Source organism: Nocardiopsis alborubida (genome assembly GCF_012396365.1).
Lineage (GTDB): Bacteria > Actinomycetota > Actinomycetes > Streptosporangiales > Streptosporangiaceae > Nocardiopsis > Nocardiopsis alborubida.
The window spans coordinates 102,403-115,894 of sequence record NZ_JAAXPG010000025.1 but is presented as its reverse complement, the minus strand read 5'-3'; the positions used below and the strand labels follow the sequence as shown (position 1 = coordinate 115,894).

The following is a 13,492-nucleotide window of genomic DNA, read 5'->3' as shown; positions in this document are numbered from 1 at the left end:
TGGCCCATGATCTGGCGGTGGTGCGTCAGGTGAGTGACCGGGTCGCGGTGATGCGTGCGGGTGAGGTGGTGGAGATGGGTGACAGCGACGCGGTGTACGAGAATCCCACCAGCGACTACACCCGCCAACTGCTCAACGCGGCGCCCGTGCTGGACCCGGACCAGGCCCGCGAGCTGCGCGCGGAGCGCGCCCGCCAGCGGACCGGGTGAGCCGCGCGCCGACGGCGCCGCGGGCCCCGGGGACGCCCGTCCCCGGGGCCCCGCCGGGGTCAGAACATGCTGCGCTTGCCCGCCAGCGAGTCGATCCACTGGTGCAGGTGGCCCGACCAGTCGCGCCCGGCGCCCTCGTGGTGGTCGACGCTGAAGCGGTGGAAGGTGTCGCGGCTCTCGGAGAAGAGCAGACCCGGCTTCTTGTCCAGCTCCAGCACCACGTCCATGCCGCGCTCGTCGGTGACCAGCGACAGCTCCAGCTCGTTCAGGCCCCGGTAGCGGCTGGGCGAGAAGAACTCGATCTCCTGGTAGAAGGGCAGCTGCTGGCGGGTGCGCAGGATGCGGCCCTGCTCCAGGTCGGCCTGCTTGAAGGAGAACCCGAGGGAGGCCAGCGAGTCCAGCACGGCCAGCTGCGAGGGGAGCGGCTCCACGGCCACCGGGTCCAGGTCGCCGGGGTCGACCGCGCCCGCCACGTGCAGGCGGGTGTTCACACCGACGTTCATGCGGTGCAGGTGGCGTCCCCGGTGGACGGTGACGGGGGCCTCCCAGGGCACGAAGAGCTCGAAGGGCACCTCGAAGCGCTGGCCGGGGACCAGGGTCACGCCGCCGCCGACCTGGACGCGGTGGAACTCCAGGTCGCGGACGCTCTCGTGGTCGCCGCTCTCGACCTCGACCCGGGCCTGGAGGCCGACGGTGAGCCGCTCGACCTGCTGCTCGACGTTTCCGCCCTCGATGACGACGGTGCCCCGCAGGGTGCCCCCCGGGGCGGCCACGGACGAGTGCAGGGTGGTTTCCACCGAGGCCCCGCCGAATCCGATACCGGCGAGCAGGCGCTTGAGAACCATGGAAGACCTTTCTGTACCGCCCCGTGTCGGGAGAAGGGGGGGCGGGGTCGGGCGGCTGTCTTCTGGTAACGACGCCGGAGGAAGGCACTCGGTTCCCCGACGAAGGTCCCTGTTTCCCGCGGCGGGGTCCGGGAGCAGGGCACACCGGCGGGCCCTGTCCTGTCCGGGCGGGGGCGGGCCCCCGCCCCGCCCGGGCGCGGCTCAGGAAGTGAGTCCGCGCATCAGGGCGCGCAGCCCGTGGTGGAAACGCGCCCGGGACTCGGCGGCGTCGGGTGCGTCCTCCTCGTCCTGGTGGCGGACCTGGTGCACGACCGCGCCCACGCAGTAGGAGTGCAGGGCGTCGGCGGCGCGCTCCAGGTCCTCGCCCTCCAGCCCCGCCTCGGCGAGGGCGCCGTGGACCAGGGCCCGGGTGGCGTCGCTGCTCGGTGTGCGCGGGGCGCGGTGGACCAGCAGGGAGAGCGCCCCGGAGAACTCCAGCAGCCGGTCCCGGTAGGCCTCGGCCCACTCGGTGAGGCGCACGTCCCAGGGCCGGGTGTCCTCCTCGGGCTCCTCCGATCCCTCCGCCCCTTCCGACGACTCCTCCTCGTCGAGGGGGACGGTGCCGGTGGCCGCGGGGGAGGTGACGTAGGCGGCGATGGCGTTGAAGAGCTGCTCCTTGCCCAGGGGGAAGTGGTGGTAGATGGCCATGGCCTCCACCTCCAGTGCGTCGCCCAGGCGGCGCATGGACAGGCCGCCGAGCCCGCGGCCAGCGATGATGTGGAGCGCTTCGAGGATGATGCGCTCGCGGCTGAGTCCGGCGTAGTTCCTGCTCATGGTGGTCCTTTCGGGGGTGTGCGCCGTAAAGGTGGCAGATCGTGGGCCGCGCGGCCACCACCGACGCGCGGCCCGGCTCGCAAGATGATGTTGGTCACCTCTAGAGTGGCCCCGTCCGACGGTACGCGTGGTCTGGAGCACACACATGGGACTTGCCAAGCAGAGCACGGTTCAGGCACGGGAGAGCCTGGCCGCCGACCAGGAGAGCGCGCAGCGCCTGCCCGAGCTCCTGCGCACGGTGGCCGAGGCGCAGGAGGCGCTGGAGAGGGCCCGCACCTGGGACGCGCCGGTGGAGGAGCTGAACCAGCGGGGCCTGGACCTGGACACGGCGCTGACCGAGGCGATGCGCGCCGCCTACGCCCGGGAGCGGATCCTGGTGGGGGCCAAGGGGTACGAGGACCGGATCCACCGGCGCAAGCGGCTGGCCCGCCCGCAGGTGCGTGAGGCCACCCGGGTCGCCGAGCGGCTGCTCACCGCCCGTGAGACCCACCGCCTGCACGGGATCCAGCGGGTGCCGCGCCAGGCGGTCTGACACCGGCGGCCCCGGTCCGCAGCCTCGTGGCGGTACACGCACGATAGTTTGGTATCCGGTCCGGTCCGCGGCCGGACACCGCAGCAGGCGACGGTGGGGAGCGCAGTGGCACATGGCGGATTTCATCCGCGTCGATCCGACGTCGAGGGTACCGCCCTACGAGCAGATCAGGTCGATCGTGGCCATCGCGGTCGCCAACGGTGAGCTCCCGGTCGGCTACCGGCTGCCCACGGTGCGCGCGCTGGCGGGCCAGCTGTCGGTGGCGGTGAACACCGTGGCCCGCGCCTACCGCGAACTGGAGCAGGCCGGTGTGGTCGAGACGCGCGGCCGCTCGGGGACGTTCGTCGCCGCGGGGGGCGACGACCAGCGCGCCGAGGCACTGGCCGCCGCCCGGGCCTACGCCGAGGTGATCTCTCGGGTGGGCCTGGACCACGACGAGGCGGTGGAGATCCTGCGCGCGGCGCTGCGGGGCTGAGCCCCGCAGCGCCGCGCCTCCCGGCGGTTCAGGCCCCGGTGACGATCCCGTAGAGCTCGTAGGCGCACAGCACCACGAACAGTGATCCGGCGAGGGTGAGGCCCGCGTTGCTGACCCAGCCGTTGCGCCACTCGCGGGGAGTGCGCGAGGAGTTGAGCAGCCACATCAGGGTGAAGGCCAGGAACGGCATGAAGAAGGCGCCCAGCACCCCGTAGGCGATGACCAGCTGGAAGGGCTTGCCGATCAGCAGGAGCAGCATCGGCGGGAAGGTCAGCCAGAGCACGTAGCCGCGGAAGGCCCAGCTCCTCTGGTTCTCCCCCGGGTCGGTGTTGGTCCTGCCCCGCAGGTGGTTGACGAAGTCGGCGAACAGCAGGCTCACGCCGTTCCACACGCCGATGATGGAGGAGTAGGCGGCGGCGAAGAAGCCGATGAGGAAGGCCGTCGCGACGAACCCGCCGAACCGCTCGCGCAGGATGTCGCCGAGCTGGAGCAGGCCCTGGTCGCTCTGCTCCAGCGCGACGCCGCTGGCGTGGAGCAGCTCGGCGCCCACGATGAGCATCGCCACGACGAAGACGCCGGTGGTGACGTAGGCGACGCGGTTGTCCAGGCGCATCATCCGCATCCAGCCGGAGTCGCGCCAGCCCTTGGAGTTCACCCAGTAGCCGTAGGCCGCCATGGTGATGGTGCCGCCGACGCCGCCGACCAGGCCCATGGTGTAGAACACCGAACCCTCCGGGAGCATCGGGAGCAGGCCCCTGAGCGTCTGGCCGATGTCGGGGACGACGTAGATGGCCAGGCCGACCACGGTGACGAACATGACGCCCACGAGCACCGTCATGATCTTCTCGAAGACGGCGTAGCGGTTGAACCAGACGATCACCAGGCCGGAGATCCCGGCCAGGATCGCCCACACCTCCAGCGGTACGCCCGGCATCAGCGCGGCCAGCGGCAGGGCCGTGGCGGACATGGCGCTGGCGCCGTAGACGAAGCCCCAGAGCACGATGTAGGGCGCGAAGTAGACGGTGGTCCACTTACCCAGGCTGCTCCACCCGGCGAAGATGGTGGTCCCCGTCGCCAGGTGCCAGCGTCCGGTGGCCTCGGCCAGGGAGATCTTGACCAGGCAGCCGACGATGGTGGCCCACAGCAGGGCGTAGCCGAACTGGTTGCCCGCGATGAGTGTGGCGACCATGTCGCCCGCGCCCACGCCGGTGGCCGCGACGACGATGCCCGGACCGATCTGCTTCCACGTCGCCCTGCGTTGTTCGATGGCTGCCATCGTGTCCTTCCCCTGGTGGGACCGGTGTGGTCCGCGGTGGGCACGACTGTAGGCCTTCGGACACAAGGGTGAATACGGGCAGGTAAGCGACGGAGACGATCCGTGGCGGAATCGATATGTTGCGGGTCACGTCCGGTGTCCGGTCAGCGGCGCAGTCCCACGACCGAGACGATGTAGAACAGGATCAGCCCGAGCCAGACCAGCGGCAGCGCCGCCGGGCTGCCCAGGGCCGCGGTGATGGCGGAGACCGGGATGCTCACGCCCAGGCACACCACGGAGAGGACGAAGCGCACGGTGTTGGAGGGCATGCCCACCTTGGCCGACTCCGTGCGCGCCTGCGCGGCCATGTGGTGGCGCACGCGCGCCTCGACGGTGCCGTCGATGCGTTCGACCAGTGAGGCCGCCACGGCCTCGTCGTACTCGGGGCCGAGTTCGCGGCTGGCGTTCAGCGCGGCGGCGATCTCGTCGTTGTGGCGCTGGGGGTGGTCGGTCATGGCCACCATCGTCGCACCGGTCCGTCCGCGGCGGGACCGGTGCGGACGCGATACCGGGGACGAACCAGGGTTCGCCCTGAGGGTTTCGGACACGGCTCGGGGCCGCCCCCGCTGGGGAGCGGCCCCGTGTCGCCTGTCGAGCCGGGCCGGTCTAGCTGGCGAAGTCCAGCAGCTGCTGGGCGCGGCTGGGGTGGCGCAGCTTGGACAGCGACTGCTTCTCCAGCTGCCGGATGCGCTCGCGGGTCAGCCCCAGGTGCTTGCCGATCTCGTCCAGGGTGCGCGGGCGGCCGTCCATGAGGCCGAAGCGCAGGGACATGATGGTGGCCTCGCGCGGCTCCAGGTCCGACAGGGCGTTGCGCAGCTGGTCGGCCATGAGCTGGCGGTCCACCACCTCGGAGGCCTCCGAGGCGTCCACGTCCTCGATCAGGTCGCCGATGCGGGTCTCGCCGTCCTCGCCGATGGTGGAGTCCAGGCTGATGGGCTGGCGGGTGACCCGCAGCAGCTCCTCGATCTGGGCCGGGGTCTTGTCCAGCTCCAGGCCCAGCTCCTCCGGCGTGGGCTCGCGGCCCAGCACCTGGTGCATGTCGCGCTCCAGGCGGCTGACCTTGCTCAGCAGCTCCAGGACGTGCACGGGCAGGCGGATGGTGCGCGCGGAGTCGGCGAAGCCGCGCTGGATGGCCTGGCGGATCCACCACATGGCGTAGGTGGAGAACTTGAAGCCCTTGGTGTAGTCGAACTTCTCCACGGCGCGGATCAGGCCGAGGTTGCCCTCCTGGACCACGTCGAGCAGCGACATCCCCCGGTCGCTGTACTTCTTGGCCACCGACACCACCAGGCGCAGGTTGGCCTCCAGCATGTGGGACTTGGCCTTGCGGCCGTCCTCGGCCACCCACTCCAGCTCGTCGACCTCGACCTCGGCCAGCGGGGCGGAGCCGTCCACCTCGCCGTGCAGGCCGAGCCGGTACTCGGCGTAGAGTCCGGCCTCGACCCGCTTGGCCAGGTCGACCTCCTGCTCCGCGGTGAGGAGCTGGCGTCGGCCGATGGCCTTGAGGTAGGTGTGGACCGAGTCGCCCATGGCGGGGGACTGGTCGTCGAGGTCGGCCTCACCGGTGTCCGGATCGGTGGTGGTCTGGGCGGGCTCGGCCTTCTTGACGCGCCGTGTGGAGCGGGTCTTCCTCCGGGGGGAGGGGCCCTTGCGCGGCGCGGCCTTGCCTTCGGCCTTGGGTGCCTCGTCGGTGTCGGGCACCGTGGCGATGAGAGTGTCTTCCAGCACGTCGTCCTCGGCGTCGGGATCGGCCACCGGTGCGGAGTCGTCGCCCCCGTTGGCGAGCCTGACCCCGTTCTCGGTGAGTTCACGCAGGATGGATCGGCCGTCGCCAGTGGAGACGGCGGCCGCGGTGAAAGCGGCACGCAGTTCGGAGAGGGACAGGTGCCCCTGGGCGCGTCCGCGGTCGAGCAGGTCGGTCAGGACCGTGTCGGCGGACGCGTCGTCGCTGCGAGCGGTGTCAGCGGGGACTCCGGCGGTGGGTGCCGGAGCGGCTGGGGCAGTGCTCGTCATCGGGGCACCTCCCTCCCTTCCAAGACGTGTGGCACGCGGCGGACGGTTCCCGCCGGCTGGACGCGCCAATATGTCCAACGTGTTGGGGAGTCAAATGTTCCCTGTCTCGATTGGATATCAGCCGAAGTGGCGTAGATCACTGCGGCGGAAGTGGCCAAACGCTGTAGGGAGCGGGTAAAGGAGCATGCCCGGAACCGTTGCGGGTGGGAAAGGGGGGCCGGTCGGGGGGAGAGCGCAGGGGCACGAACGTGTGGACCGAGGGCTGTCACCAACTGCGGACCTCCTTGGGAGAGGGGCCGAGGGACCGGATTACTCAGGTAGACGTCGGAGGGCCTGGGGAAGTTCCCCGCCTTTTGTCCGACACGTCTGTGACCGGCCGTTCCGCGCGGGACGGCCGGACCGCCCGTCCCCGGGCCGTCACTGCTGTTCGGCGGGTACCGGCGCGGTGGGACGCGGTACCCGACGCGCCCCAGGGTCCCACGGGTGGAAGGCGTGCCGGTACACGCGCCCGGACCGCGGGCGCTGGTGGCGGTGCCGGGGAGGGGGCGAAGGCCTCCGCCCGCCCGGCCGTTCGGGACCGGTGCCGCGGACCGCCGCGGGACGCCCGCGCCCGGCTCCCTCAGGCGCGCGGACCGCGCAGGGCCACCAGGTCGGGCTTGCCCGAGGCCAGCATCGGCAGGGCCCTCCGCACCTCCAGCTCGCGGGGCGCGGCGTAGGCGGGCAGGCGCTCGCGCACCCACGAGCGCAGCTGCTCCAGTGACGGCGGCGCGTCGGGGTCGGCGGGCACCACGACGGCGCTCACCCGCTCGCCCCACTCGGGGTCGGGGCGGCCCACCACCACCGAGTCGGCCACCGCGGGGTGCTCCAGCAGCCGGGCGTTGACCTGCCCCGGCACCACCTTGTGGCCGCCGGTGTTGACCACCTCGTCCACGCGTCCGAGCACGCTCAGGCGCCCGTCCCCGTCCAGGCGTCCCAGGTCGTTGGTGCGCAGCCACCGCGTCCCGTCGGCGTCGGTGACCAGGGCGCCCGGGTCGGCCCGGACCCCGGGCGCCAGGCGGTAGCCGCTGAGCAGCACCGGCCCCGACAGCAGGATCCGCCCGGCCCCGCCGGGCGAGGGGGAGTCCACGCGCACCCGCACCCCGTCCAGCGGAACGCCGTCGTAGACGCACCCGCCGCAGGTCTCGCTCATGCCGTACGTGGTGATCACCCGGCCCCCGGCCGCGCGGGCCTCCCGCAGCAGGGCGGGGTCGGCGGCGGCGCCGCCGAGCAGGATGGTTCCGAACACCGACAGGTCGGCCCCGGCGGCCAGCAGGCGCCGCAGCTGGGTGGGCACCAGGGACACGTGCGGGCGCGACCCGCGCGCCAGCTCCGCCACCGCCCGCGCGGAGAAGGCCGCGTGCTCCGCCCGGGTGCCCGTGGCAAGGGCGCGCGTCATGACCTGGACGCCGGAGATGTGCCCGGCGGGCAGCACGCACAGCCACGCGTCGCCGGGGGCGGCGCCGATCCGCGCCACCGACGCCCGAGCGGAGGAGCGCAGCGCGGCCGCGGACAGCTCCACGCCCTTGGGCGCGCCGGTGGAGCCGGAGGTGGTGATGACCAGGGCGGTGTCCCCGCCCGCCGGGGCGGCGCCGTCCAGTGCGGAGACCCCGTCCGGGGTGCGCAGGGAGGCCGGGCGCATGGCGGTCAGGAGTTCGTCCGCGCGCGCGTCGGGGGTCCCGTCGGGGATCGGCAGCAGGGCGGGACCGTGCCCGTCCAGGGCCCGGGCCAACAGGTCGCCCAGGTGCCCGGGTGCCAGTCCGCGCACCGCCTGGAGGGGGCGTCCCTCCTGGTCACGGGGGTGCGTGCTGCCTGCGTCGACCTGTCTCTCGCGTGCCACGACCGCAAGGGTACGCCCGTGCCGCGCGCGCCCGGCTCCGGGGGTGGGGCCCGGTGCCGGGCGGCGGGGGACACGGCCCCAAGGAGCACCGCCCTGCCCGCGCGTCACCGCCCGCCTGGCACAATGCGTAGGGTTGTCGCGTGGACGTGGTGACACGTCCGCGCCGTCCACAGTGTCCCCGTTGAGGAGAAGCAGTAGCCGTGAGCAGCGTGATCGACTGGCAGCGGTCGGGCGAGTATTCCGACATCATCTACGAGACCGCGGAGGGCATCGCCAAGATCACGATCAACCGCCCCGAGCGGCACAACGCCTTCCGGCCCCAGACGCTGTTCGAGCTCCAGGAGGCCTTCAACCTCGCCCGCGACGACTCCTCTGTCGGCGTGATCGTCCTCACGGGCGCGGGCGACCAGGCGTTCTGCTCCGGCGGTGACCAGAAGATCCGCGGCGAGGACGGGTACATGGGCGACGACGCCGTGGCCCGCCAGGGCATCGGCCGCCTCAACGTGCTCGACCTCCAGGTGCAGATCCGCCGCACGCCCAAGCCCGTCATCGCCATGGTCGCCGGCTGGTGCGTCGGCGGCGGCCACGTCCTGCACGTGTGCTGCGACCTGACCATCGCCGCGGACAACGCCAAGTTCGGCCAGACCGGCCCCAAGGTCGGCTCCTTCGACGGCGGCTACGGCTCCTGGCTGCTCGCCCAGACCGTCGGTCTGAAGAAGGCCCGCGAGATCTGGTACCTGTGCCGCCAGTACAGCGCGCAGGAGGCCCTGGACATGGGCCTGGTCAACACGGTCGTGCCGCTGGAGGACCTGGAGAAGGAGACCGTGGCCTGGGCGCGCGAGATGCTGGAGAAGTCCCCGCTGGCGCTGCGCATGGTCAAGGGCGCCATCAACGCCGTCAGCGACGGCGCGGCCGGGATGCAGCAGTTCGCCGGTGACGCCACGATGCTCTACTACATGAGCGAGGAGGCCCAGGAGGGCCGCGACGCGTTCAAGGAGAAGCGCCGCCCGGAGTTCGACAAGTTCCCGCGCCGTCCGTGACCGCTGCCGAGCCCGACCCGGCGGGCGCGCCCGCCGGGGGGCGCGCCTTCGCGATCGGTCTGCGCAACCGCTTCCGCGGCATCACCGTCCGCGAGGGCATGCTCGTGCGCGGGCCCGCCGGATGGGGGGAGTTCTCCCCCTTCGCCGAGTACGGCCCGCGCGAGTGCGCCCGCTGGTGGGCGGCCTGTGAGGAGGCCGCCCACCGCGGCTGGCCCGCGCCGGTCCGCGACCGGGTGCCGGTCAACGTGACCGTGCCCGCCGTGGATCCCGGGCGGGCCCACGCGATCGTCGCCGCGGGCGGTTGCGCCACCGCCAAGGTCAAGGTGGCCGAACGCGGGCAGGACCCGTCCGAGGACCTGGCCCGCGTCGAGGCGGTCCGCGACGCCCTGGGCCCCTCGGGGCGGGTGCGGGTGGACGCCAACGGCGCCTGGGACGTCGACACCGCCGTGCGGATGGTGCGCGAACTGGACCGTTTCGGGCTGGAGTACGTCGAGCAGCCGTGCGCCACCCTGGACGAGCTGGCCGCCGTGCGCCGCCGGGTGTCGGTGCCCGTGGCCGCCGACGAGTCCGTCCGCAGGGCCGAGGACCCGCTGCGGGTGCGCGCCGCCGGCGCCGCCGACATCGTGGTCCTCAAGGTCCAGCCGCTGGGAGGGGTGCGCGCCGCGCTGCGCGTGGCCGAGGCGTGCGGACTTCCGGTGGTGGTCTCCAGCGCCGTGGAGACCTCCGTGGGCCTGGCGGCCGGGGTGGCCCTGGCCGCCGCGCTGCCGGAGCTGCCCCACGCGTGCGGCCTGGCCACCATGCAGATGCTGACCGCCGACGTCACCGCCGACCCCCTGCTGCCCGAGAACGGGTTCCTGCCGGTGCGTCCGGTGACGGTGGACGAGGAGAGCCTGCGCGCGGTGGAGGTCGACCCCACCGCCTGGCGGGCCCGCGCCGAGACCGCGCGGTCGGCCGCCGACGAGGTCCCCGGCGCCGGATAACAGCGCCGTGGTCGGCGTCGGCGTTACGCCCGGGGGCACACGGTGACGGCCTACCGGACGTCCGGTGGGCGTGTGTGAGGTGTAACAGCCGTGTTCGTCCTCCGCGGGTCCCGGGTGGGGGTTGACTGTAGGGGCCGGGTCCACATGGTGATACTGGGTACACCTTGAGACGATCGAGAGAATTGATGAATCCGTCCACCGCCCTGGCGCGTGTCCTGGTCGACGAGCTGGCCCGCTGCGGCATGGCCGAGGCCGTCGTCGCGCCGGGGTCGCGCTCGACGCCGCTCGCCCTGGCCCTGGTCGCCCACCCCGGAATCAGGGTGCACGTGCGCGTCGACGAGCGCTCGGCCTCCTTCCTCGCCCTCGGGATGGCCCGCGTCTCGCGCCGCCCGGTCGCGGTGGTGTGCACCTCCGGTACGGCCGCGGCCAACTTCCACCCGGCGGTGATGGAGGCCGACGAGAGCGGGGTGCCGCTGCTGGTGCTCACCGCCGACCGGCCCCCGGAGCTGCGCGGGACCGGCGCCAACCAGACGGTGGACCAGATCGGCCTGTACGGCGGTGCCGTCCGCCTGTTCGCCGAGGTCGGCACCCCCGACCCGGTGCCGGGCATGGTCGCCTACTGGCGGTCGCTGGCCTGCCGCGCGTGGGGCTCGGCGCTGGGCGGACGCCCCGGCCCGGTCCACCTCAACGTGGCCTTCCGCGACCCGCTGACCCCCGACGCCGACACGGGTCCGTGGCCCGAGCCCCTGGATGGGCGCGACGGCGGCCGGGCGTGGATCGGCCGTCCGGGACCGTTGACCGAGCCCGCGCCCTTCGCGCTGCCCGACGTCGAGCGCGGTGTGATCGTGTGCGGAGACGGGGACTACGACCCGGTGCCGTTCCTGGCGCTGGCCGAGCTGACCGGGTGGCCGCTGCTGGCCGAGCCGACCTCCAACGCCCGCCGGGCGGGCGCGCTGTCCACCTACCGGCAGTTACTGGCCTCGCCGCGCCTGGCCGCGCGGCGGGCACCGGAACTGGTGGTGAGCGTGGGCCGCCCCAACCTGTCCCGGCAGATCCTGGCCTACCTGCGCCGGGCCGAGCGGCACGTGGTGGTCGGCGCGGGTGCGCTGGGAGATCCGTCGGCGAGCGCGCTCAACGCCTTCTCCGACCCGGTGCGCACCGCCACCGACGTGGTGGCCGCGGTCGCGCCGCCCGCCGGTCTGGACCCGGGCGCCCCTAGGCGCACCGAGTGGTCGCGGACCTGGTCGGAGGCGGAGTCGGTGGCCCGCGCCGCCCTGGACGCGGTGCTGGACGAGGAGGAGGTGCTCAGCGAGCCGCGGCTGGCCCGCGACCTGGTCGCGCACATGTCCGCCGGTTCGCTGCTGTTCGCCGGTTCGAGCATGCCCATCCGCGACCTGGACGCCACCATGCGGGCCCGCTGCGGCGTGCGCCTGGTGGGCAACCGGGGCGTGAGCGGGATCGACGGGTCGGTCTCCACGGCGATCGGCGCCGCGCTGGCCCACCAGGCCGAGGGCGGGGGCCACGCCTACGCGCTGCTGGGCGACCTGGCGATGCTGCACGACCAGAACGGGCTGCTGATCGGCCCGGGGGAACCGCGCCCGGACCTGGCGATCGTGGTGGTCAACAACGACGGCGGCGGGATCTTCTCCGGCCTGGAGCAGGCCGGGCACCCCGACTTCGAGCGGGTGTTCGGCACCCCGCACGGGGTGTCGATGGAGCGGGTGGCGGCGGTGTCCGACGTGCCCTACACCCGCCTGGAGTGGGCGACCGACCTGCCCAAGGCGCTGCTGGGGGAGGGGCCGCGCCTGATCGAGGTGTGCACGCACCGCGCGGGCAGCGCCGCACTGCGCCGCCGGATACAGGCCGCGGTGGACGCCGCGGTGGACGAGGCGCTCTGAGCGCGGGCCGCTCACGGGACCGCCTCACCCCCGCTCGAAGTGGCGCCTGCGCTCGAAGTCGGTGACCGACGCCGAGAACGCCGCCAGCTCCGCGCGGCCCGCCGCCGCGTAGTGGCGCACCACGTCCGGGCCGAAGCAGGCGCGGGCGAGGTCGCTGGACTCCCAGGCCAGCACCGCCTCCTCCAGGGAGGCGGGCAGGCGGGGAAGGTCCGCGGCCGAGGCGTCGCCCGGCGTCGGGTCGGGCAGCGGCAGCGCCTGGTCGATCCCGTACAGGCCCGCCGCGACGATCCCGGCGACCGCCAGGTAGGGGTTGGCGTCCCCGCCCGGCACCCGGAACTCGACGCGCGCCGACTCCCCCGACCCCACCACCCGCACCGGGCAGGTCCGGTTGTCCAGCCCCCACGAGACGGTGCTGGGCGCGTAGGCCAGCGGTGAGAGGCGCTTGAAGGAGTTGACGTTGGGCGCGGACAGCAGCGCGAAGTCGCGCATGCACGCCAGCTGCCCGGCCACGAAGTGCTCCATGTGCCTGGACATCCCGTAGCGGCCCGAGCCGTCCCCGGCGAACACCGGCGCCCCGGCCTCGTCGCGCAGCGACAGGTGCACGTGGCAGGAGTTGCCCTCGCCCCCGTCGAACTTGGCCATGAAGGTCAGCGCCACCCCGGCCTGGGCTGCCAGCGCGCGGGCGCCCGCCTTGTACACCACGTGGTTGTCGCAGGTGCGCAGGGCGTCGTCGTAGCGGAACACGATCTCGTACTGGCCCGGGTGGCACTCCCCGCGCGCCGACTCCACGGTCATGCCCGTGCGCTCCATCGCGGTGCGGATGCGGCGCATGAGCGGGTCGATCTCGGCCACCTCCGGCACCGCGTAGTCGGAGTTGAACCGGGTGGCCGTGGTCAGGTTCCGGTAGTCGGCCTCGAACGCCTCCTGGTAGGAGTCCCGGAAGACCAGGAACTCCAGCTCGGTCCCGGCCAGGGCGTGCCAGCCGCGCTCGGCCAGCCGGTCCAGCTGGGCGCGCAGCACCTGGCGGGGCGCGACCGGTACCGGGCGGCCCCCGGCGTCGCGTGCGTCGCCCAGGACCAGGGCGGTGCCCGGGTCCCAGGGCAGGTAGCGCAGGGTCGCGGGATCGGGCGCGATCGCGAAGTCGCCCAGCCCCCCGCCCCAGGGGTCGGTGGCGTAACCGGGCCGCGACTCCATCTCCACGTCGGTGGCCAGCAGGTACAGGCAGGCGTCGAACCCCTGCGGGAGCACCCGGGCGGCGAAGTCGTGCGGGTTGACCCGGCTGCCCTGCACCCGGCCCTGGAGGTCGGGCAGGGCCACGATGACGTCGGTGATCGCCCCGGCCGCCGCGTCGGCGCGCAGCCGCTCCAGCGGGACGGGGAAGGGCGGCGGCGGCGGGGCGGGCGGCAGGGTCTCGCGCAGGGGCGGCAGGCCGTCGCCGGGGAACGTGTTCACGCGGCCCCGCCCCCGCACGCCGACGGTGCCGGTCGCGCCGGTCG

The 13,492-nt window shown here is 73.5% G+C and carries 13 protein-coding genes; 6 read left to right on the top strand and 7 right to left on the bottom strand.

All coding sequences use genetic code 11. The features are described from left to right. Window positions 1-209 (top strand): ABC transporter ATP-binding protein (locus HGB44_RS23610; RefSeq protein WP_455430060.1); only part of this gene is annotated, 209 nt, incomplete at its 5' end. A 59-nt stretch (window positions 210-268) separates the two neighbouring features. Here the strand turns inward: HGB44_RS23610 and HGB44_RS23605 are convergent. Next, window positions 269-1,054, bottom strand: a complete 786-nt coding sequence (locus HGB44_RS23605; RefSeq protein WP_061082653.1) for a sporulation protein — start codon at window positions 1,052-1,054, stop codon at window positions 269-271. 201 nt (window positions 1,055-1,255) lie between these two features. Beyond that, window positions 1,256-1,867, bottom strand: a complete 612-nt coding sequence (locus HGB44_RS23600) for a TetR/AcrR family transcriptional regulator (RefSeq protein ID WP_061082654.1) — start codon at window positions 1,865-1,867, stop codon at window positions 1,256-1,258. A 145-nt stretch (window positions 1,868-2,012) separates the two neighbouring features. Here HGB44_RS23600 and HGB44_RS23595 point away from each other — a divergent pair, with 145 nt between their 5' ends. Both HGB44_RS23595 and HGB44_RS23590 read left to right on the top strand, forming a co-directional pair. Further along, a complete protein-coding gene (locus tag HGB44_RS23595) occupies window positions 2,013-2,399 on the top strand; it encodes a hypothetical protein (protein ID WP_061082655.1) in 387 nt (128 codons plus the stop codon). Between the two features lie 112 nt (window positions 2,400-2,511). After that, a complete protein-coding gene (locus HGB44_RS23590; RefSeq protein ID WP_013153598.1) occupies window positions 2,512-2,874 on the top strand; it encodes a GntR family transcriptional regulator in 363 nt (120 codons plus the stop codon). Between the two features lie 28 nt (window positions 2,875-2,902). On the opposite strand, the gene HGB44_RS23585 is transcribed toward HGB44_RS23590, so the two are convergent. The 4 genes from HGB44_RS23585 to HGB44_RS23570 all read right to left on the bottom strand — a co-directional run bounded on the left by HGB44_RS23585 (window position 2,903) and on the right by HGB44_RS23570 (window position 8,078). Continuing rightward, complete coding sequence (locus tag HGB44_RS23585; RefSeq protein WP_061082656.1) at window positions 2,903-4,150, bottom strand: Nramp family divalent metal transporter; 1,248 nt, start codon at window positions 4,148-4,150, stop codon at window positions 2,903-2,905. A 143-nt stretch (window positions 4,151-4,293) separates the two neighbouring features. After that, on the bottom strand, window positions 4,294-4,653 hold the full coding sequence (locus tag HGB44_RS23580) for a hypothetical protein (RefSeq protein WP_061082657.1): 360 nt from the start codon (window positions 4,651-4,653) through the stop codon (window positions 4,294-4,296). Window positions 4,654-4,795: 142 nt separating this feature from the next. Further along, window positions 4,796-6,202: a sigma-70 family RNA polymerase sigma factor gene (locus HGB44_RS23575; protein ID WP_061082658.1), complete on the bottom strand. Its 1,407-nt coding sequence runs from the start codon at window positions 6,200-6,202 to the stop codon at window positions 4,796-4,798. A 619-nt stretch (window positions 6,203-6,821) separates the two neighbouring features. Continuing rightward, window positions 6,822-8,078 carry an AMP-binding protein gene (locus tag HGB44_RS23570; protein ID WP_082768558.1) on the bottom strand — a complete coding sequence of 419 codons (1,257 nt, stop codon included), beginning with the start codon at window positions 8,076-8,078 and terminating at the stop codon, window positions 6,822-6,824. A gap of 200 nt (window positions 8,079-8,278) precedes the next feature. Here HGB44_RS23570 and menB point away from each other — a divergent pair, with 200 nt between their 5' ends. The 3 genes from menB (at window position 8,279) to menD (ending at window position 11,996) form a co-directional block, all read left to right on the top strand. Then, window positions 8,279-9,118 (top strand): 1,4-dihydroxy-2-naphthoyl-CoA synthase, encoded by an 840-nt coding sequence (menB, locus tag HGB44_RS23565; protein ID WP_061082660.1) that lies wholly within the window; start codon window positions 8,279-8,281, stop codon window positions 9,116-9,118. Continuing rightward, the gene (locus HGB44_RS23560; protein ID WP_061082661.1) at window positions 9,115-10,098 is read left to right on the top strand and encodes an o-succinylbenzoate synthase; all 984 of its coding nucleotides are present in this window, start codon (window positions 9,115-9,117) and stop codon (window positions 10,096-10,098) included. The genes menB and HGB44_RS23560 overlap by 4 nt, the downstream gene beginning before the upstream one ends. Window positions 10,099-10,283: 185 nt before the next feature. Further along, entirely contained in the window at window positions 10,284-11,996 is a 1,713-nt protein-coding gene (gene menD / locus HGB44_RS23555; RefSeq protein WP_061082662.1) for a 2-succinyl-5-enolpyruvyl-6-hydroxy-3-cyclohexene-1-carboxylic-acid synthase, read from the top strand. 24 nt (window positions 11,997-12,020) lie between these two features. Here the strand turns inward: menD and HGB44_RS23550 are convergent, their stop codons facing one another. Further along, the gene (locus HGB44_RS23550) at window positions 12,021-13,448 is read right to left on the bottom strand and encodes a glutamine synthetase family protein (protein ID WP_061082663.1); all 1,428 of its coding nucleotides are present in this window, start codon (window positions 13,446-13,448) and stop codon (window positions 12,021-12,023) included. Window positions 13,449-13,492: the final 44 nt, after the last annotated feature.

What these genes read in the sequence shown, in the direction of transcription:
- HGB44_RS23605 (WP_061082653.1), bottom strand. Translation starts at nt 1,054, where the DNA reads ATGGTTCTCAAGCGCCTGCTCGCCGGTATCGGATTCGGCGGGGCCTCG.
- HGB44_RS23595 (WP_061082655.1), top strand. Translation starts at nt 2,013, where the DNA reads ATGGGACTTGCCAAGCAGAGCACGGTTCAGGCACGGGAGAGCCTGGCC.
- HGB44_RS23585 (WP_061082656.1), bottom strand. Translation starts at nt 4,150, where the DNA reads ATGGCAGCCATCGAACAACGCAGGGCGACGTGGAAGCAGATCGGTCCG.
- menD (WP_061082662.1), top strand. Translation starts at nt 10,284, where the DNA reads ATGAATCCGTCCACCGCCCTGGCGCGTGTCCTGGTCGACGAGCTGGCC.
- HGB44_RS23590 (WP_013153598.1), top strand. Translation starts at nt 2,512, where the DNA reads ATGGCGGATTTCATCCGCGTCGATCCGACGTCGAGGGTACCGCCCTAC.
- HGB44_RS23575 (WP_061082658.1), bottom strand. Translation starts at nt 6,202, where the DNA reads ATGACGAGCACTGCCCCAGCCGCTCCGGCACCCACCGCCGGAGTCCCC.
- HGB44_RS23580 (WP_061082657.1), bottom strand. Translation starts at nt 4,653, where the DNA reads ATGGTGGCCATGACCGACCACCCCCAGCGCCACAACGACGAGATCGCC.
- HGB44_RS23600 (WP_061082654.1), bottom strand. Translation starts at nt 1,867, where the DNA reads ATGAGCAGGAACTACGCCGGACTCAGCCGCGAGCGCATCATCCTCGAA.